At 53.9% G+C, this 19,313-nt stretch carries 17 protein-coding genes and 1 tRNA gene; 5 read left to right on the top strand and 13 right to left on the bottom strand.

Annotated elements, in window-relative coordinates; all coding sequences use genetic code 11:
• Window positions 1-83 precede the first annotated feature (83 nt).
• Window positions 84-1,085, top strand: coding sequence for a GlxA family transcriptional regulator (locus I6L58_RS12155; protein WP_088208979.1), 1,002 nt, complete (start codon window positions 84-86; stop codon window positions 1,083-1,085).
• On the opposite strand, the gene I6L58_RS12150 is transcribed toward I6L58_RS12155, so the two are convergent.
• On the bottom strand, window positions 1,070-1,507 hold the full coding sequence (locus I6L58_RS12150) for a hypothetical protein (protein WP_088208980.1): 438 nt from the start codon (window positions 1,505-1,507) through the stop codon (window positions 1,070-1,072). The genes I6L58_RS12155 and I6L58_RS12150 overlap by 16 nt on opposite strands.
• Before the next feature lie 108 nt (window positions 1,508-1,615).
• On the opposite strand from I6L58_RS12150, the gene I6L58_RS12145 reads away from it, so the two are divergent.
• Window positions 1,616-2,059 (top strand): GNAT family N-acetyltransferase, encoded by a 444-nt coding sequence (locus tag I6L58_RS12145; protein ID WP_088208981.1) that lies wholly within the window; start codon window positions 1,616-1,618, stop codon window positions 2,057-2,059.
• A gap of 33 nt (window positions 2,060-2,092) precedes the next feature.
• Here the strand turns inward: I6L58_RS12145 and I6L58_RS12140 are convergent, their stop codons facing one another.
• The 4 genes from I6L58_RS12140 to I6L58_RS12125 all read right to left on the bottom strand — a co-directional run bounded on the left by I6L58_RS12140 (window position 2,093) and on the right by I6L58_RS12125 (window position 4,636).
• The gene (locus tag I6L58_RS12140; protein ID WP_254082117.1) at window positions 2,093-2,668 is read right to left on the bottom strand and encodes a hypothetical protein; all 576 of its coding nucleotides are present in this window, start codon (window positions 2,666-2,668) and stop codon (window positions 2,093-2,095) included.
• Window positions 2,665-2,934 (bottom strand): hypothetical protein, encoded by a 270-nt coding sequence (locus I6L58_RS22925; protein ID WP_233500303.1) that lies wholly within the window; start codon window positions 2,932-2,934, stop codon window positions 2,665-2,667. The genes I6L58_RS12140 and I6L58_RS22925 overlap by 4 nt, the downstream gene beginning before the upstream one ends.
• A gap of 262 nt (window positions 2,935-3,196) precedes the next feature.
• Window positions 3,197-4,234 carry a virulence RhuM family protein gene (locus tag I6L58_RS12130; RefSeq protein ID WP_088208982.1) on the bottom strand — a complete coding sequence of 346 codons (1,038 nt, stop codon included), beginning with the start codon at window positions 4,232-4,234 and terminating at the stop codon, window positions 3,197-3,199.
• A 60-nt stretch (window positions 4,235-4,294) separates the two neighbouring features.
• A complete protein-coding gene (locus tag I6L58_RS12125) occupies window positions 4,295-4,636 on the bottom strand; it encodes a SymE family type I addiction module toxin (protein WP_006177695.1) in 342 nt (113 codons plus the stop codon).
• Between the two features lie 125 nt (window positions 4,637-4,761).
• Between I6L58_RS12125 and I6L58_RS12120 the strand changes: the two genes are divergently transcribed.
• A complete protein-coding gene (locus I6L58_RS12120) occupies window positions 4,762-4,953 on the top strand; it encodes a toxin-antitoxin system HicB family antitoxin (protein WP_088208983.1) in 192 nt (63 codons plus the stop codon).
• 13 nt (window positions 4,954-4,966) lie between these two features.
• Here I6L58_RS12120 and I6L58_RS12115 read toward each other — a convergent pair whose 3' ends face one another.
• The 3 genes from I6L58_RS12115 to I6L58_RS12105 form a co-directional block, all read right to left on the bottom strand.
• Window positions 4,967-5,803 (bottom strand): macro domain-containing protein, encoded by an 837-nt coding sequence (locus I6L58_RS12115; protein WP_088208984.1) that lies wholly within the window; start codon window positions 5,801-5,803, stop codon window positions 4,967-4,969.
• A gap of 51 nt (window positions 5,804-5,854) precedes the next feature.
• Complete coding sequence (locus I6L58_RS12110) at window positions 5,855-6,415, bottom strand: TIR domain-containing protein (RefSeq protein ID WP_088208985.1); 561 nt, start codon at window positions 6,413-6,415, stop codon at window positions 5,855-5,857.
• 248 nt (window positions 6,416-6,663) lie between these two features.
• Window positions 6,664-6,758, bottom strand: a tRNA-Sec gene (locus I6L58_RS12105).
• Between the two features lie 290 nt (window positions 6,759-7,048).
• Here I6L58_RS12105 and I6L58_RS12100 point away from each other — a divergent pair.
• A complete protein-coding gene (locus I6L58_RS12100; protein ID WP_058610858.1) occupies window positions 7,049-8,440 on the top strand; it encodes a glycoside-pentoside-hexuronide family transporter in 1,392 nt (463 codons plus the stop codon).
• Between the two features lie 12 nt (window positions 8,441-8,452).
• Window positions 8,453-10,771 carry an alpha-xylosidase gene (yicI, locus tag I6L58_RS12095; protein WP_088208986.1) on the top strand — a complete coding sequence of 773 codons (2,319 nt, stop codon included), beginning with the start codon at window positions 8,453-8,455 and terminating at the stop codon, window positions 10,769-10,771.
• Window positions 10,772-11,104: 333 nt separating this feature from the next.
• On the opposite strand, the gene I6L58_RS12090 is transcribed toward yicI, so the two are convergent.
• From I6L58_RS12090 to spoT, 5 genes are all read right to left on the bottom strand, one after another.
• On the bottom strand, window positions 11,105-12,793 hold the full coding sequence (locus I6L58_RS12090) for an AsmA family protein (protein ID WP_088208987.1): 1,689 nt from the start codon (window positions 12,791-12,793) through the stop codon (window positions 11,105-11,107).
• A gap of 119 nt (window positions 12,794-12,912) precedes the next feature.
• Complete coding sequence (locus I6L58_RS12085; RefSeq protein WP_006177706.1) at window positions 12,913-14,304, bottom strand: nucleobase:cation symporter-2 family protein; 1,392 nt, start codon at window positions 14,302-14,304, stop codon at window positions 12,913-12,915.
• A 103-nt stretch (window positions 14,305-14,407) separates the two neighbouring features.
• On the bottom strand, window positions 14,408-16,489 hold the full coding sequence (gene recG, locus I6L58_RS12080; RefSeq protein ID WP_088208988.1) for an ATP-dependent DNA helicase RecG: 2,082 nt from the start codon (window positions 16,487-16,489) through the stop codon (window positions 14,408-14,410).
• A gap of 3 nt (window positions 16,490-16,492) precedes the next feature.
• A complete protein-coding gene (gene trmH, locus I6L58_RS12075) occupies window positions 16,493-17,182 on the bottom strand; it encodes a tRNA (guanosine(18)-2'-O)-methyltransferase TrmH (RefSeq protein WP_058610855.1) in 690 nt (229 codons plus the stop codon).
• Window positions 17,183-17,186: 4 nt separating this feature from the next.
• Window positions 17,187-19,304 carry a bifunctional GTP diphosphokinase/guanosine-3',5'-bis pyrophosphate 3'-pyrophosphohydrolase gene (spoT, locus tag I6L58_RS12070; protein ID WP_006177709.1) on the bottom strand — a complete coding sequence of 706 codons (2,118 nt, stop codon included), beginning with the start codon at window positions 19,302-19,304 and terminating at the stop codon, window positions 17,187-17,189.
• Between the last annotated feature and the right edge of the window lie 9 nt (window positions 19,305-19,313).

Here is a 19,313-nt window from a genome sequence, read left to right as displayed (position 1 = left end):
ATTTAGTATCTAAGAATTACCTTAGAAAAATAAAAACAACCGTTGTGTTGCAATAATGTAATTACTCTAAATTTGGCAAGTTAATGAAAATGATAATTGAACCGTCCGGGGGCAGTATCGCTGCGCCCACTACACGGCTGCATATCGGGTTGCTGCTGTGGCCCCGGTTTTCGCTGCTGGCGTTATCCGGGTTGATGGAGGCGCTGCGGAATGCGGCAAAGCGTGAGAAGACACGTGCTTTTGACATTACGCTCATCAGCGAGCACCCCGATATCCCGCTGTGCAGCAATGTGGGGGTGAGCATCAGACCCGATGCAGCACATGCCCCGCCTGAGCATTTTAATTATGTCGCGGTGATTGGAGGGGGCCTGAAGTATCTGGCGCAAGGATACCCGGGAGACAGAGAGTATCTTGCGCATGCGCATCACATGAACGTTCCGCTGATTGGCATCGGCACCGGCAGTTTTGTGCTGGCGCAGGAAGGGCTACTGAACGAGCGGCGAGCGTCCATTCATCCTTTCCACCTTGAGATATTCCAACACGCTTTTCCGCAGGTATATGCGGAGCAGGGTTATGATTTTATTAATGAAGGGGATGTCCTGACCTGCCCGGGCGGTATTTCGACCATTACCCTGGCCACTGAGCTGATTCGGCTTCATGCCGGTAATGACACGGCGAAGACCGCCGCTCAGCAGCTCTCCCTTGCCCCGCTTGAGAATGTCACTCCCCGACCAGCCAGCCTTGCCCTCATTCCTGATTCGCGTTTGCGTCGCGTGGTGCTGCTCATTGAACAGTATCTCACCCGGCCGCTCACCCCTGCGGGGCTTGCCAGCGAGGTGGCGCTTAGCGAGCGGCAGCTCAATCGCCTGTTTCATGCCGAGTTTGGTAAAACGACTCGAGAGTTCATCCGCAGTGCCCGTCTTCGTTATGCCTGCTGGCTGCTAAAAAATTCGCAGCAGAGCGTAACGGACATTGGCCTGCGGATGGGCTTTAGCGACTGCGCGCACTTTATCCGCCATTTTCAGACGGAGTATGGCTGCACGCCGGGCGTCTGGCGCACGTCGCAGGGTTATGAGCACATGTAGTTGAACGGACCTGGCGGGCAGGGACGCAGTACGCCGTCAACGGTGTCGTTTTTGAAGGTGTACATCCCGCCGAAGAACGGATCGACAATCAGCCAGCCGGGCACGCCCAGGAATATCACGTTCCCCAGGGTGTACCAGTGGCTCAGGCGGGTATCCAGCGGCACGATAAGCGAGTAGTAGCCGTCCTGTTTGAGCGTGAGCGTGTACTCGCGTTTGCCAAAGTAGCTGCCGTTCGACTTCGTAAGGGTGACGGTCTGCGGCGTGGTGCCGGTTTTGACTATCGCACCGCGTTGATCGGCGATGATAAAGAACGCGTTCGTCGGCTGGCTGTTGATGGTCACGGTTTCTTCGTTATCGCCGACAATGGCGGCACAGCCGCTCAGCAAAAGCGGGAGAAGCAGCAGCAGGGTAAGTTTTTTCATTGATATCGCTCCGGTGTCTTATCCGAGCAAAGCGACACCGTGCGGGTGAAAGTTAAACGCGTGAAGGATGCACTTGAAATAACGGGGCTATCCAAACAGAATCCCGTCATGAAAATAGAAACCGCCGTCCCTTCACAATTTGAACGTCTCACCGCGATCTGGGAATCCGCCGTTCGCGCCACTCACCATTTCTTACAGGAAAGCGATATTGCGGCACTGCGGCCGTTATTGCTCAACACCTATCTGCCTGGCCTGACGGTTGTCATCGCGCGTGATGACGCGGGCATAATTCACGGCTTTTTAGGCGTCGATGAAAACCGGATTGAAATGCTGTTTGTCGACGACGCCAGCCGGGGAAAAGGCGTGGGGAAATTATTGTTGAAATACGCCATCGCAGAATTTGGCGTAAACGAAGTGGACGTGAATGAGCAAAACCCGCAGGGCGTGGCGTTTTACCGGCATATGGGTTTTGAGCAGGTGGGGCGTTCAGAACTGGACGGGCAGGGCAATGCGTTTCCGTTGCTGCATATGCGGCTGGGTGCGCAGGCTTAACTCCCTCTCCCACGGGAGAAGGGAGTCTGCGAACTAATTACTGGTAATTTGCCCGATGATGACGCCACGCACTTTTTCGCCGTTAAAGTAGTAAGAGACAGTATTACTCTTGATGAAGCCTTCCTGTACAGGCGTCTCCTGATAGAAAAGCATCGCTTTCTTTTTGGCGATCTCTTTCATGCCGGACAATTTGACCAGATCCTCATGCGTTGCATTCAACAATGGAACATTAGCGACTGAAACGCTGACATGTTCCGTTGTTTTCGCACACTCTTTATGAATGCCATCCTGAGCTATGGCCAGAGCAGTGAGTAGACCTGCACCCATTTCGTTATCAGAAATGAACCAGTAATTAGTGCCACTGTCGTCATGAAGGCAAACCCAGCGCGCGGAATCGTCTTTGTTGACGGGTGTACTGGAGATGTCTGTCAGATGCGTAACCTCCATCTTCATGGTTTTCTTACCGACAGTGATGGTAGGGGTGAGGGGGAATTTGCTTGAAATTTCCGTCAGTGAGTCGTCTTCGTTGTAATACTGGGTCGCGAAGCCAGTCATTTCAGATGCTGAAACGTGCGAACTGATTGCAACAAGTAATAATAAGCGCTTCATTTGACAACCAATACCGCATCGTTGCTTTTCCAGATACTCCTTCTGGCACTCAGAGGAGCAATGATACAGCCCTCTGAAGAGTCGTCAGGGTGCAAACTGCTTTTACCATTAGCTGTGATTTTCTCAGGGAACTTATCTATAAATTGTTCGAACGAGTGCATAAATTCAATCACTTTTCTTGAGTCTTTTCGATCTTTTATATCATCAGGACCATTAATCCTCCGGCCTGAATCATCCTCAATCCTTAAGTATACAGGTATAGCCATCTCAACCCCCTTTTATAGACTGAGTGAAACTACTCTTCATTATTAGTTTAAATTGTGACTTACATTTCAAAATCGGAATGCTTAAAAACGTTGGCTAGTTAAATAGATGGCCATCGTGGTGAGATATATGTTGCGTGAATTGATCTCAAAGGATTATCAGATTTCTTTATGGCTGCTCTTCCATCGAAAGAGGAATGATGACTAAAAATAGCGTCACGTCTTGAAAAGATGAATGTCATTAAATCCCGAACCTGTAACGGGATTATCGCTTATCCTGCTTATCCCATTTTAATAATCCGACGATATCTTTCTCTCCTTCGGCTTCTTTCAGCAGGCGCTGCTTTTTTTCAAACTCAATGTATTCTGAGCACGCCTTTTCATCAGCCGCTTTCTTGCTGATTTTACCTGCTCCTTCCAATACGTCCCGATCGTTGAATTGCAGGAACTGATCGAGTTTGGTTTGCCAGTCTTGTAAAAATACCTGCTTGCGGCGTTTGGCCTGATCTTCGGCAAAATCCAACCACATATTCACGACGCGATTAAGTTCGCTCACCTCATCCTGAGACAGATAATTTTTTGCGGTGGTGACATCGCTTTTGCGGACGTCTTCGCCTTTATAGCTGGTCAGCCCCATATGCGGTTGGCTGGCATCTGCGCGGTGGTGAATCAACTCAGCTGCGGTGTAGCCCGTGCAGGCAAAATGCAGTTTATTCTGGATGGTCTGAAAGAATTGCGTGGTTTCTTTGAGCGACGGCTGATAGTCAGCGGCTAGCGCAAAAATCTCCCTTACGCGAAGATAGACCCGGCGTTCGCTGGCCCGTATATCGCGAATGCGTTCCAGCATTTCTTCGAAATAGTCAGGTACGGCGGATGATCCGACAGGCGGATTTTTCAGGCGCTCGTCGTCCATAACGAAGCCTTTAACCAGGTATTCCTGAAGCGTTTGGGTGGCCCACTGGCGGAACTGTGTACCTCGCGTGGAGCGGACGCGGTAACCGATTGCGAGGATGACGGGCAGGCTATAGTGAAGCGTGTTCCGATTGACCTTCCGCTGGCCTTCTTGCTGAACTTGTAAGTAAGCCTTACAAGTTGCTTTTTGTTCAAGCTCACCTTCTTCGTAAATAGCTTTAATATGCTGAGTAATGGCTTGAGGAGTGACTTGATAAAGAGCTGCTATGGCTGCTTGCGATAGCCAGAGCGTTTCATTCTCAAAGCGACATGTGATGCGAACCGTACCGTCCTCACTAGCAAACATAACAAATTCACCCGCCGGGGATTGGATTACGTTTTTATCTGCCATGTCGCTTCCTTCTTTTTTATCGATTAAGCCTACCCGCCAGTAGTATGCCAGAAACGACCGCTAAGCCAGGTGGTTTGTATTTGGTTTTGCGAGGTGCTTTCCAGGAAGCTGGGTTTGAATCGCAGCGAGCGCGTCCTCTATTTCACTGAGCTTCGCCTTCGTCCGTTTATAATCATCCTGCAACCTCTGCTCCTGCTCGTTATACGCCACCAGAACGATGCATCCCTTCATCACCTTGACCGTGACCTGCTGTCCGGTATCAAACCCCGCCGCGCGCAGCCATTTGCCGGAAAGAATGATTTTCGGCGTGGATTTGTCTAATACATTCGGGCGGTATCCCACAATTAGCGAGTGCTCGGTTCCGGATTGGTCGGTGTCTGGGGTAGAATGCGTATCAGCCATAATCAACTCCTTGATAGTTGGTGAGGTTAGACGCTCCGGTTGTGTTCCCGCACATCGGAGCGTTGCTAATGCAGGAGGTATAGGTGGCCTCCTATGTATGTCAGAGTAGATGAATAGGTGGCCTCATGTCAATCATATCGCGCGAAAAAAAGCCAAAAGGTGGTGGGCAATCTCCGCAGTTTAAAATGCGTATTGATCCGGCATTGAAGGAACAGTTGGATGCGGTGGCGGCTGAGGAAGGGGTGAGTCTCGCCAGCTGGTTGAAGGAACTGGCGAGACAAGCGCTAGTCGCCAGAGGTATCAAACCAAAGGGGTGATATTGAGCTGTGATTAAATTCCATTTCGTGCAGATTTGATATCTAATAAATTGATGGTTTTAATCTTTTCATGATTAATAATAATTGAAAGTTTTGCAGGATATTTGAATCTCATCTCACTTATTCTAAATGTCCAAAGCATAATCTTCAATAGTTCTTCATCGCTAATGTTTTTATGTTCTTTTATTCGCGTGATTCCTGAACCAAAGATAGGAACAGATACATTCCTTTGAGCATACACTTTATTTACTTTATCCCAAAAGGTTATTAAAAATGATAAATAATCTGGCATAGAAAGATATGCTTTATTGTTTTTGTCAAAATGACTAAAGGCAGTAAGCAAATAATCATCAATAACGCAAGTCGTTCCGAGAGAGTACTTTACCTTTTTTCCTGCTCTTCTTTCATCATTAACTTCTATTTTTTCTTCTTCTTCAAATTCATAATTAGCTATTATTTTGTCTAGTTCATTAACCGAGTTTGCAAACTTCTTATTAATATACTGACCATTTAAAGATGTTGATGATATGATTTTTTCGTCAACCTGAGTGTCAAAATACTCGTTAAATGCTATACATTTCAAACCAGTTTGTAAAAATAAGTCTCCAGTCTTAATCATTACTTTACTACCTTCAACATCTAATTCAATTTCTCGAAGGTTATTAAAGTGCCACCATATTTTGCAGTAAAGTAAAGAAAGACACACCAAAAAAACAGCAAATAAAATAATTTTTTTGTCTTCCGGTATATTAAAGAAAATTAATAAAACAGAGGCTACAGTACTTATTGTTGAGATATATTTAGAAAAATTGTCTCTCACTCTGCTATCGAAAAACTGTATTTTTTTCATGATAAAAATCCTAATGAACCGCATTACATAAATATATAATGCGGTAATTTATCAGCTATAGTAATATCCAATATTTTGAGCATTGCCCCCTAAATAGAAGTCTTTATCTTTTAACGCTAATTTGACAAGTTCTTTTTTTAAAGGCATATGCATTACTGGAACTTTATTTTTAGAATCACGAAAAATTGGAAGCAGATCCCAAAGATCAGTTATTTTCTTCGTGAAGCCATTGGCATTGTGTATATCCTCTTTATTTTCAAACTCTGGATATATTACAATCACGGGTAATGATAGAGTATTTATTGCGTAATCAACTTCTTCTCTTATCGCTCTTGAATTGATGGTGGATGAACTTAAAAATAGAATGATGTTTTTCGAATTTTTGAGTCTTTGATGCAATCTCGGTTTAAGAGTTTTTTCCCAATCACTTCCATCCCGAACACTATAAGTTGAGCTATGAGAATCAATAAATGGAAATGAGGGATCTGCGCCTTTCCATGATCTTAGTAAATTATAATATACAAAATCTTTAGTTGCATGTGCCCCTAATGAACTCTGATTAAAAGGTTCAGAAACATAAAAAGCACAATAATTTCCTTTTTCTTGATACATATTCCACCTAAATGTAAAAAATGTTATTAGATTGTTTTAGATACTACGGATACTGTTCAGTTGGCCGATCAAATATATTAATAATCCTTTATGAATAAAATTTCAAAGGTTATTTTATTTTGTATTCTGGTGTTAAAAAAAAGAGCACGAATCGTGCATTTTTAGAAAATATAGGAAATATTAAACTCAATTAAAATGAGAATAAAAATAGTACGAAATTAATAAATATAGAAAAGTAGCGGCATTTTTGGCGGAAGATCACAGGAGTCGAACCTGCCCGGGAACGCTGGCGTCCCCAACTGGATTTGAAGTCCAGCCACCTCACCGGAGATGACGATCTTCCGCGCCTCGATTGCTACATGGAGGCGGGGCGCATTATAGCTACTTTCAGGCATTTACCACATCCCCCCACACGCTTTTTTCACTGCTCTTTTGACCTTAACCCACCTGTTTCAGTTAATTCCTAAGAAAATCCTCAGGTTAGCTTTTCGTGCTCGTCAACTTTTATCGCGATCACAAAAAACAAGAAACATAACTTGCTAACCAGAAATCAGAATACCCGTCTTCGAAACAATGGTTTAAAAACACGGTAACCGGTCTCAGCGCCCCCTACAGCGTGAAGGATATAAAAATATGAGCGAAGTACTGTCTGTAAAAGAGAAGATTGGCTACGGCATGGGCGATGCCGCCAGCCATATCATTTTTGATAACGTTATGTTGTATATGATGTTTTTCTACACCGATATCTTTGGTATCCCCGCCGGGTTTGTCGGCACCATGTTCCTGCTGGCGCGCGCCCTGGATGCCATCTCCGACCCGTGCATGGGGCTGATCGCCGACCGCACCCGCAGCCGCTGGGGCAAGTTCCGTCCGTGGATACTGTTCGGCGCGATCCCGTTTGGCATCGTCTGCGTGCTGGCCTACACCACGCCAGACCTCAGCCTGAACGGCAAAATGATTTACGCCGCCGTTACCTATACTCTGCTGACCCTGCTCTATACCGTGGTGAATATTCCTTACTGCGCGCTGGGCGGGGTGATCACCAACGACCCGACGCAGCGTATCTCCCTGCAGTCCTGGCGCTTTGTGCTGGCGACGGCGGGAGGGATGCTCTCCACGGTGCTGATGATGCCGCTGGTGAAGTTGATTGGCGGGGAAGACAAGGCCTTTGGTTTCCAGGGCGGGATCGCCGTGCTGTCGGTGGTCGCGTTCCTGATGCTGGCGTTCTGCTTCTTCACCACCAAAGAGCGCATCCAGGTGCCGCCGAGCACCACCTCCATGCGTGAAGACCTGCGCGACATCTGGCACAACGACCAGTGGCGCATCGTGGGCGTGCTCACCATCCTCAACATTCTCGCCGTCTGCGTGCGCGGCGGCGCGATGATGTACTACTGCACCTGGATCATGGGCTCGCCAGAAGTGTTCGTCGCGTTCCTCACCACCTACTGCGTCGGCAACCTGATTGGCTCCGCACTGGCGAAACCGCTCACCGACTGGAAATGCAAGGTCAGCATCTTCTGGTGGACCAACGCCGCGCTGGCGGTGGTGAGCGTGGCGATGTTCTTCGTGCCGATGCATGCCACCGTCCTGATGTTCGCCTTCATCTTCGTCATTGGCGTGCTGCACCAGCTGGTGACGCCAATCCAGTGGGTGATGATGTCCGATACCGTCGACTACGGCGAATGGACTAACGGCAAACGCCTGACCGGCATCAGCTTCGCGGGTACCTTGTTCGTGCTCAAGCTTGGCCTGGCGCTGGGCGGGGCATTGATCGGCTGGATGCTGGCAGGCGGCGGGTATGACGCGGCGGCCAAAACCCAGAACAGCGCGACCATCAGCATCATTGTTGGCCTGTTTACCCTGGTTCCGGCCATCTGCTACGTGCTGAGCGCCATTATCGCCAAACGCTATTACACGCTGAAAACGCCGTTCCTGATCAAAATCATGGGCGAGCTGGCGCAGGGCGCGCGCCGCAATCAGCAGGAATTTGAGAACCTGCCGGTCAGCAAAGAATTACAGAACTAAGAGGACGAGAAGATGAAAATCAGTGATGGAAACTGGCTTATTCAACCGGGCCTGAACGTGACGTATCCGGTTCAGGTGTTCGATGTGGAGCAGCAGGGCAACGACCTGGTGGTGTACGTGGCACCGCGCGACGTGCGCGAACGCACCTGGCAACTCGATACATTGATGTTCACCGTTCGCCTGTTTGCCCCGCAGGAGGGGATTGTCGGGGTGCGCATCGAGCATTTCCAGGGCGCGCTGGATAACGGCCCGCACTATCCGCTGAACGTTCTCAACGACGTGAAGGTCGAGATTGAAAACAACGCGGAGTTTGCCGAGCTGAAAAGCGGCAGCATCAGCGTGCGCGTGACCAAAGGGGAATTCTGGGCGCTGGACTTCTTGCGCAACGGACAGCGGATTACCGGCAGCCAGCTGAAAAATAACGGCTACGTGCAGGACGGTAACACCGATCACAACTACATGTTCGAGCGCCTGGACCTGGGGGTAGGGGAAACGGTCTACGGCCTGGGCGAGCGTTTTACCGCGCTGGTGCGCAACGGCCAGACGGTAGAAACCTGGAACCGCGATGGCGGTACCAGCACCGAGCAATCCTACAAAAACATCCCGTTCTACCTCACCAACCGCGGCTACGGCGTGCTGGTGAACCATCCGGAAAACGTGTCGTTTGAGATCGGCTCAGAGAAAGTCTCTAAGGTGCAGTTCAGCGTTGAAGGCGAATATCTGGAATATTTCGTGATCGACGGCCCGACGCCGAAAGAGGTGCTCAACCGCTACACGCAGTTTACTGGCCGTCCGGCGCTGCCGCCCGCGTGGTCGTTTGGCCTGTGGCTGACCACCTCATTTACCACCAACTACGACGAAGCGACGGTTAACAGCTTTATCGACGGCATGGCCGAACGCGACCTGCCCCTGCACGTCTTCCACTTCGACTGTTTCTGGATGAAGGCCTTCCAGTGGTGTGATTTTGAGTGGGACCCGGTGACCTTCCCGGACCCGGAAGGGATGATCCGCCGCCTCAAGGAGAAGGGGCTGAAGGTCTGCGTGTGGATCAACCCCTATATCGGCCAGAAGTCGCCGGTGTTTAAAGAGCTGAAAGAGAAAGGCTATTTGCTCAAGCGCCCGGACGGTTCGCTGTGGCAGTGGGACAAATGGCAGCCGGGGCTGGCGATTTACGACTTTACCAACCCGGAAGCCTGCCGGTGGTATGCCGACAAGCTCAAGGGCCTGGTAGATATTGGCGTGGATTGCTTTAAAACCGACTTCGGCGAGCGCATCCCGACAGATGTGCAGTGGTTCGACGGGTCCGATCCGCAGAAGATGCATAACCACTACGCCTACATTTACAACGAACTGGTGTGGAACGTGCTAAAAGAGACAGTGGGCGAAGACGAGGCGGTGCTGTTTGCCCGCTCGGCGTCCGTCGGTGCGCAACAATTCCCGGTTCACTGGGGCGGCGACTGCTACGCCAACTATGAATCTATGGCAGAAAGCCTGCGCGGCGGGCTGTCGATTGGTCTGTCCGGCTTTGGTTTCTGGAGCCACGATATCGGCGGGTTCGAAAACACCGCTCCGGCGCACGTCTATAAACGCTGGTGTGCCTTCGGTCTGTTCTCCAGCCATAGCCGCCTGCACGGCAGCAAATCCTATCGTGTGCCGTGGGCGTACGATGACGAATCTTGCGACGTGGTGCGCCACTTCACCCAGCTAAAATGCCGGATGATGCCGTACCTGTATCGCCAGGCGGCGCTGGCCCGCGAGTTCGGGACGCCGATGCTGCGCGCAATGATGCTGGAGTTCCCGAACGATCCGGCGTGTGATTATCTTGACCGTCAGTACATGCTGGGGGATGCGGTGATGGTTGCGCCAGTGTTCTCCGAAGCGGGTGACGTGCAGTTTTATCTGCCGGAAGGGCGCTGGACGCACCTGTGGCATAACGATGAACTTCAGGGCAGCCGCTGGCATAAGCAGCAGCACGATTTCCTGAGCCTGCCGGTCTATGTGCGCGATAACACCCTGCTGGCGCTGGGCAACAACGATCGCAAGCCGGACTATGCGTGGAATGAGGGGACGGCCTTCCAGCTGTTTAACCTGAATGACGGTGCAACGGCGGTGAGCGACGTCCCTGCGGCGGACGGCTCATTGGCGTTTACCCTTAAGGCGTCACGTCAGGGCGACAGCATTACAATTACAGGGGCTGGCGAGGCGCGGAACTGGTCAGTCTGCTTGCGCAACGTGCAGAAGGTGAGCAGCGTGAAGGGCGGTTCACACGCAGGTAGCGAGTGGGGCGTGGTGGTGAAAGCCGAGGGAAATGAGGTGGTTGTTCACCTCTGAGCTGAAAAAATGCCCGGTGGCGCTTCGCTTACCGGGCCTACGATGCAGTATTTTTGTAGGCCGGGTAAGGCGCAGCCGCCACCCGGCTTATTTATTGCACAGGTGTTGATACCACTCCGCCTGTCATCGTCTGCTGCAGCAACGTGCAGAAGGTGGGCAGCGTGAAGGGCGGTTCACACGCAGGTAGCGAGTGGGGCGTGGTGGTGAAAGCCGAGGGAAATGAGGTGGTTGTTCACCTCTGAGCTGAAAAAATGCCCGGTGGCGCTTCGCTTACCGGGCCTACGATGCAGTATTTTTGTAGGCCGGGTAAGGCGCAGCCGCCACCCGGCTTGTTTATTGCACAGGTGTTGATACCACTCCGCCTGTCATCGTCTGCTGCACCTGCTGTTTATCCATATTCACCGCACTCAGCTTCCCGTTAACCGTTGGCTTCAGCGGCGCGTGGGCCTGGATGCTGCCGCTGGCGGTCAGCTGCATATTGCCGTCGCCCGCGATTGGCAATGCGGGCCATCCCCACTGGTTGATGATATTGAGCGGTACGCCGCGGCCATTCAGGCTGACGGTGGTTTGACGCTGCGCCAGCTGTGAAACCGTCGCCGTCGCTTCCAGAATGCCTTTTTCCGTGAAGGCGCTAAGCTCGGTAATGTTCACCGTCGCGGCGTTCGCATTCAGCGCCAGGGACGGACGCCGCACGTCAACACGGTTAAAGGTGGCCGCCGCGCCGTTGAGCGTTGCGCTGCCGCTCCACACGCCCCACTGGCGATCTTTAGCCAGCTGCAGGTTCGCGCCGTAACCGTCAAGCGAGGTTATCTGCCACGGGAAGGCCGGGTCGATATCAATGACCAGATTGCGACTCAGGCCAAATTTTTTCAGCGTCACGCTGTTCAGCCACTCCGGCAATGGCTCCATCCACAGCGTTTTCCAGTTTTCAGGCAGGGTGTACTCCAGCCCGGCGATGGCGGCATCGTCCAGGACCAGTGCTTTACCGTCGCGCAGCCAGTTGCCGGACGTGCGGACCATACCGCCTTCCCAGCGGGAGGTGAACTGACGCAGCGCGATGCCCTGCGGGGAGAACTCCGTATTCAGAATAGGATCGAACAGATGCAGCGAGCCGTAGATAAACTCGCTGGCGTTCATCGACAGACGCCCGTCCTGGCTCTGCCAGTCGCCTTTGGCGAGCGTCAGGTTGCGCAGGCTTAAATCAAGATCGGTCACCGCCCAGTCCGGCCCCTGAAGACGCGCGTCGGTCACCTCCAGCCGACCAATCTGCAGGGACGGAACGGTGGTGAGCGGCGCGAAAAAATCGGCGAGCGTTTTTTCGCTCTGCAGGCGGATATCATTCAGACGCAGGGTATCGATAACCCAGCCGCCATCGGCGTTGCGCTGGGCCGAGCCGGTGAGCGAGCCGCGCGCCATATCGGCACCGATGGTGTTAAGCACCACCTCCTTGCCGTTGAGTTTGCCCTCAATCAGCACGTTGGTCGCCGGGACGCCGTTCAGGGTGAGCGAACCCGCGCTCATCTGGATCTGCGCATTTTTGCCCAGCACGTTACCCGCCTCGGGCTGCCACGGGCTCACGCCGCCCGTCACTTTTTGCGCGCTCAAATCCCACTCGGTATTCGGGCTGTTAAAAGCCATGTTGTTCAGCTGCAGGCGGTCTGCCTGGAAAGGCAGCGGCGCGGTCTGCGGGGAGAGGTTCAACGTCCCGTCAAACAGGGTAATGGTGTCCATATGCAGCGGATCGGTGATTTGACGGCTGCTCAGACCAATATCGACCGTTTTGGCGACCAGCGTGGCGGGTTTGCCATCGCGCCCGAAGGTGACGTTTTTCAGAACGATGTGGGAAGGCGATGAAAAGCGGTGATCCATCTGGTCGAAATTGAGTTCGTAGGCGGTATTTTCCGTTACCCAACTGCTGGCCTGCGACGCGCCCCAGCGTGTCTGAAGCAGAAAATAGAATGCCAGCACTACAATAAGCAGGGCCACCAAAAGATAGATAAGGAGCTTTCCAATAAATTTCATGGTCTTCCATCCCGTGAAACGCACATAGAGGAGTTATGCACGATTTATGCGCAATCCTCAAGGCGGGAATGGTGTAAAGAGATGTCACGGCAGGCGTTGACAGCCTGCCGTGATGGCGATCAGTTCTTTTCAGGCGGGAACACAAGGTTCAGAACGATAGCGGTGATCCCCCCGGCGGCGATGCCGGAAGAGAGCAGGTTTTTCACCCAGTCAGGGGCAAACTGCAGGATCAGCGGCTGCTGAGAGACGCCAAGACCGACGGCCAGCGACAGGGCGATAATCATAATTGCGCGGCGGTTCAGCGGCTCGCGCGAGACGATACGCACGCCGGACGCCGCAATGGTGCCGAACATTACCAGCGTTGCGCCGCCAAGCACTGGCTCAGGGATGTGCTGCACAAAGCCGCTTACCGCCGGGAACAGACCGAGCACGATCAGCATCAGGGCGACCACAAAACCCACGTAGCGGCTGGCAACGCCGGTCAGCTGGATCACGCCGTTGTTCTGGCCGAAGCAGGAGTTCGGGAAGGTGTTGAACACCGCCGAGACGAACGAGTTCAGGCCGTTCGCCAGCACGCCGCCTTTAAGACGCTTCATGTACAGCGGGCCGGAGACCGGCTGCTCGGAGACGTCGGAGGTGGCCGTAATGTCGCCGATGGTTTCGAGCGAGGTGATCATAAAGACCAGCATCAGCGGCAGCAGCAGACCCCAGTCAATGCCCAGGCCGTAGTACAGCGGGGTAGGGACAGTAATGAGCGCCGCATTGGCAGGGGCGGTGTTCTCCGGCAGCATGCCCAACGCCCACGCCATCAGGTAGCCTGCCGCCATCGCAATCACCAGCGATGCCACGCGCAGATACGGGTTACGCTGACGGTTGAGCAGAATGATAATCGCCAGCACGATGCCTGCCAGCAGCAGGTTTTTCGGTGCGCCAAAGGTGTGGTCGTTCATCGCCGCATAGCCACCGCCGATGGACGTCAGGCCAACCTGAATCAGCGACAGGCCGATAATCATCACCACCACGCCGGAAACCAGCGGCGTGATCACCCGGCGCGCCAGGTGCAGCACGCGGGAGATGACCATCTCCGTGCAGCTTGCCAGCATCAGCGTGCCGAACAGCGCTGCCATCATCGTCGGGACGTCCGCACCGCCGGTTTTCAGTGCCGTACCGCCCATGATCAGCGGGGCCACAAAGTTAAAACTGGTGCCCTGAATCGACAGCAGCCCGGACCCCACCGGACCCCATGCTTTAATTTGAATAATGGAGGCCACACCGGAGGCGAACAGGGACATGCTGATGATGTGCTGAGTATCCTGAGCCGGTAAACCGAGCGCCTGGCAAATCAATAACGCAGGGGTGATCACCGCCACGAACATTGCCAGCAGGTGCTGACACGCGGCGAACAGCGTTTGAGGCAGCGGCGGGCGGTCCTCAAGGCGGTAGATCAGTTCACTGTTTTGCTTCTGCGCAATCGGTTGCGCATCAGGAGACTCTATGGTGTTAACGGACATCGGCGGCAATCCCACGGTGGAAAAGCGGGCATTTTATCTGACCAGTTGGTAAAAGCAAACGATTGCATTTAGAAATTTTTCTGAGGGGGATTCTGTGGCGTTTTCAGGCGTTGGAGTAGCGCTCGGTTTCAGGCATCCAGCGTTCGATAAGCGCTGCCGCCTGCTCGGGGTAGCGTTCATGAATATGGCGGGCGAGGCGCTGAACTTCGGGGATCATGGCCTGATCGCGCATTAAATCCGCCACCTTAAACTCGGCGTTGCCGGTCTGACGCGTGCCCAGCAATTCGCCCGGCCCGCGGATTTCCAGGTCTTTTTGCGCAATCACGAAACCATCGTTGCTGTCGCGTAAGACCTGCAGACGCATCTGCGCGGTTTTGGACAGCGGCGCTTTATAAAGCAGAACGCAGTGGGAGGCCACTGCACCGCGGCCAACGCGCCCGCGCAGCTGGTGGAGTTGCGCAAGACCCAGGCGTTCCGGGTTTTCAACAATCATCAGGCTGGCGTTTGGCACGTCCACACCCACTTCGATGACCGTTGTAGCAATCAGAAGATGCAGCTCGCCCTGTTTAAAGGCCTGCATGACCGCCTGCTTCTCGGCGGGCTTCATACGCCCGTGCACCAGGCCAACATTCAGCTCCGGTAGCGCCAGCTTAAGCTCTTCCCAGGTGGCTTCTGCGGCCTGCGCTTCAAGCAGGTCAGACTCTTCGATCAGCGTACACACCCAGTAGGCCTGACGCCCTTCCTGCATGCAGGCGTTGCGCACGCGGTCGATAATATCGCTGCGACGCGTGTCCGGGATGGCGACCGTCGTCACCGGCGTACGGCCCGGCGGCAGCTCGTCAATGGTAGAGGTATCGAGATCGGCGTAGGCGGTCATCGCCAGCGTGCGCGGGATAGGCGTGGCGGTCATGATCAGCTGATGCGGGTGGTAGCCCTGTTGCAGCCCCTTTTCCCACAGCGCCAGACGCTGATGCACGCCAAAGCGGTGCTGTTCATCGATGATCACCAGCGCCAGACCGTTAAACTGGACCTGTTCCTGGAAGATGGCGTGGGTGCCAACAATCATCTGTACCTGGCCGCTGGCAATCGCCTCCTGCTGCGCAAGACGGGCTTTGCCCTTTTGCTTGCCGGCCAGCCAGCCCACCTCAACCCCAAGCGGGGCGAACCAGGCGCGGAAGTTATTGGCGTGCTGTTCGGCCAGCAGTTCGGTCGGTGCCATCAGTGCCACCTGCTTGCCGTGGGCAATGGCGCGCAACGCGGCCAGCGCGGCAACCAGCGTTTTACCGGAACCGACGTCGCCCTGAACCAGACGCATCATCGGCACGTCGAGTGCCATATCGCGCTCAATTTCGGCGGTGACACGCGCCTGTGCGCCTGTCGGCTTAAACGGCAGCGAGGCCAGAAGCTTATCTTTGAGCTCATCACGCTGGCTTAACGGCTGGGCGTGGAAGCGCTGCGCTCCCGCACGCAGGGCCAGCATGCTCAGGTTGTGAGCCAGTAATTCCTCAAGGATAAGCCGCCGCTGGGCGGGATGCGTGCCGCTTTCTAAATCAATGAGCTGGAGCGTCGGTGGCGGACGGTGCAGGGTACGCAGCGCCTCCGGCAGGCTCATCATGCCCTGCGCCAGCTCCGGCGGCAGTAACTCGGCGATGGCACAGGTATCAAGCAGCTCAAGCGCCTGATCGGTCAGCTTGCGCAGCGTCGCTTGCTTGATGCCTTCGGTCGTCGGGTAGACCGGCGTGAGCGTCTCCTGCAGCTCCGGCATGCTGAGGTCGCCCTGTACGCGATACTCGGGGTGGATCATCTCTGCGCCGTATTTTCCGCGTTTGGCTTCGCCGTAAGCCAGCACCCGCCTTCCGGTAGCAAGGCTGTTTTTCATCGCCGCGTTGAAGTTGAAAAAGCGCATAGTGAGAATGCCGGTGCCGTCGCTGATTTGACAGGTCATCATTCGACGTCCGCCGAACGTGATGTTGCAGTTCAGCACTTCGCCCTCAACGGTGGCGTAAATTGCGGGCAGGAGATCGCCAATTTTGTACAGCTGGGTGCGGTCTTCATACCGCAGGGGGAGGTGAAGCAGGAGATCCTGCACGGTATGCAGGCCAATTTTTGCCAGCTTACCGCTTTGCGCCGCGCCCACGCCCGTCAGGCTGTTGAGCGGGATGGCATCCAGCAGGAGGCCTTTCATCGGTTATCCTGCGTACTGCATGGTAGACCACCACTCGGCATCGGCTTCAATTTCGCCCTGCGCGTTGACGTGGGGGTAAGGTAATTTTTTCTGTTTCGCCACGCGGGCCAGCACCGGATAGCCCCCTTCAAACAGCAGTCGCTGCTGTTCTTCTTCCGGCAGCATGCTGCTGCTGCGCGCGTACATTCCGGCGTTCTGACGCTGGCGCTGTGCTTCATACAGGATCAGCGCGGAGGCAACGGAGACGTTGAGGGACTGTACCATGCCGATCATCGGGATAATGATATCCCGATCCGCCAGATCCAGCGCTTCCTGGCTGATCCCGGTTTTCTCCTGACCCATCAAAATGCAGGTCGGGCGGGTGTAGTCGATCTCGCGAAAATCTACGGCTTTATCGGACAGGTTGGTCGCAAGCACCTGCATGCCACGGCCCTTAAGATGGGATACGGCATCGCCTATTGTCTGGTGAGATTTAACCGAGACCCAGCTATTACTGCCTGCGGCAGCCGAGACCATCGTACGCATACGCGCGCCCGGCCAGACGGCGTGGACTTCGTGCACGCCGACGGCGTCTGCTGTACGGACAATAGCGGAGACATTGTGAGGCTTATGGACCTGCTCCATGCAGACCGTCAGGTCAGGCTGGCGCCTGGCGAGCATTTCACAGATACGTGCATAACGTACTGAATTCATAAGCCTAGTTTCTGTTACGAGTGACTTTGATAACGTCTGGCATCACGCGGATTTTGCGCATAATGTTCGCCAGATGCACACGGTCGCGCGCGGTCAGGCGAATAAAGGCGCTATACACGCGGCCATCTTTCTCTTCCGTGTTCAGGCTTTGAATGTTGGAAGAGGCGGTGTTGATGGCAGCCGTCAGGTTTGCCAGAGCACCCTGGTGGTTGAACATATCCACCTTAATTTCGGTGATAAATTCCTGCGCCGTCTCTTTATCCCATTCGACGGCCATAAACTTCTCCGCTTCTTTCTGATAGCCGCGGATGTTACGGCAGGACTCGTGGTGGATCACCAGGCCTTTGCCCGGGCTGACGTGGGCAATGATCGGGTCGCCGGGGATAGGTCGACAGCATTTCGCGAAGGTAATGAGCACGCCGTCAGCGCCTTTAATCGGCAGATGACCGTGGCCTTGCGTCGTGGACTGCGGCACGGAGGCGGTGTCGCCCTGCTGCAGGTTCTTCGCTACCACCACGCTCATGGCGTTACCAAGGCCGATCTCGGCCAGCAGGTCGTCCAGCGAGGCGAGTTTCATGCGCTCCAGCTCATGCTGGATGTTCTCAGGCGGGATCTCCGCGAGCTTACGGCTGCCGCCCAACGCGTGGTTGAGCAGACGGCGACCCAGGCTTACGGAGTCATCGCGCTTGAGGTTTTTCAGCAGCTGACGAATTTTGGCGCGCGCCTTGGAGCTGACGACAAAGTTCAGCCAGGCCGCGTTCGGACGTGCGCCCGGCGCGGTAATAATTTCCACTGTTTGACCGCTGGCGAGCGGTTGCGACAGCGGGTAAGGCTGTCTGTCGACGCGCGCGCCCACGCAGGCATGACCGATATCGGTATGCACGGCGTAAGCAAAGTCGACCGGTGTGGCACCAGCAGGCAGCTCGACGATGCGCCCCTCTGGTGTGAAAACGTAAATCTCATCCGGGAAGAGATCGGATTTCACGCTCTCAATGAATTCAAATGAGCTACCCGCGCTCTGCTGCAATTCCAGCAGGCTTTGCATCCAGCGCTGGGCGCGGATCTGTGCGGTAGTGCTGCTTTCGCCACCGTGCTCTTTATAGGCCCAGTGTGCCGCGACACCCATTTCCGCCATCTGGTCCATATCTTCGGTGCGGATCTGCACTTCGACAGGCACACCGTGCGGCCCGATCATCGAGGTGTGCAAAGATTGATAGCCGTTCGCTTTTGGAATGGCGATGTAATCTTTCACGCGCCCCGGACGCGGTTTATACAGGCTGTGCATCTGCCCCAGCACGCGATAGCAGGTGTCCGAGTCCTGGACGATCACGCGGAACGCGTAGATATCCATGATCGAGTGAAAACGCTGCTCTTTAAGCACCATTTTGCAGTAGATGGAGTACAGGTGTTTTTCGCGACCGCTGACGCGGCAGGGGATCCCCGCTTCCTGTAAACGTCCTTCAATCTCAGAGAGGATTTTTTGGATCATCTCTTTACGGTTACCGCGCGCGGCTTTCACCACCTCTTTAATTACGCGATAGCGGTTCGGGTACAACGCTTCAAAACCCAGCTCTTCCAGCTCGGTTTTAATGTGATGAATACCTAAACGGTGCGCCAGTGGACTGTAAATTTCGAGGGTTTCACGGGCAATGCGGCGACGTTTGTCCGGGCGTAATGAGCCCAGCGTGCGCATGTTGTGCGTGCGGTCAGCGAGTTTGATGAGAATGACGCGGATATCCTGCACCATCGCCATAATCATCTTGCGGAAGTTTTCGGCTTGCGCCTCTTTCTTATCGCGGAAGTTCAGCTTATCAAGCTTAGAGACCCCTTCCACCAGTTCAGCAACGCTTTTGCCAAACAGCTGTTCCATATCCTGGTAAGTGGCAGGGGTATCTTCGATCACGTCATGCAGCAGCGCAGCCATCAGCGTTTCGTAGTCGAGTTTCATCTCGGCCAGAATACAGGCTACCGCAACCGGGTGCGTGATATAGGGTTCACCGCTTGAACGTGTCTGGCCCTCGTGAGCGTCACGTGCAACGAGATACGCCTGCTGAAGACGCTTAATCTGGTCTTCAGGCAGGTAGGTTTGAATCAGTTGATTCAGGCTTTCAAACAGATACAAGGGCGACCC

Origin of the sequence: Enterobacter cancerogenus (assembly GCF_019047785.1) — a bacterium.
Taxonomy (GTDB): Bacteria; Pseudomonadota; Gammaproteobacteria; order Enterobacterales; family Enterobacteriaceae; genus Enterobacter; species Enterobacter cancerogenus.
This window is presented reverse-complemented; position numbering and strand designations above follow the sequence as displayed.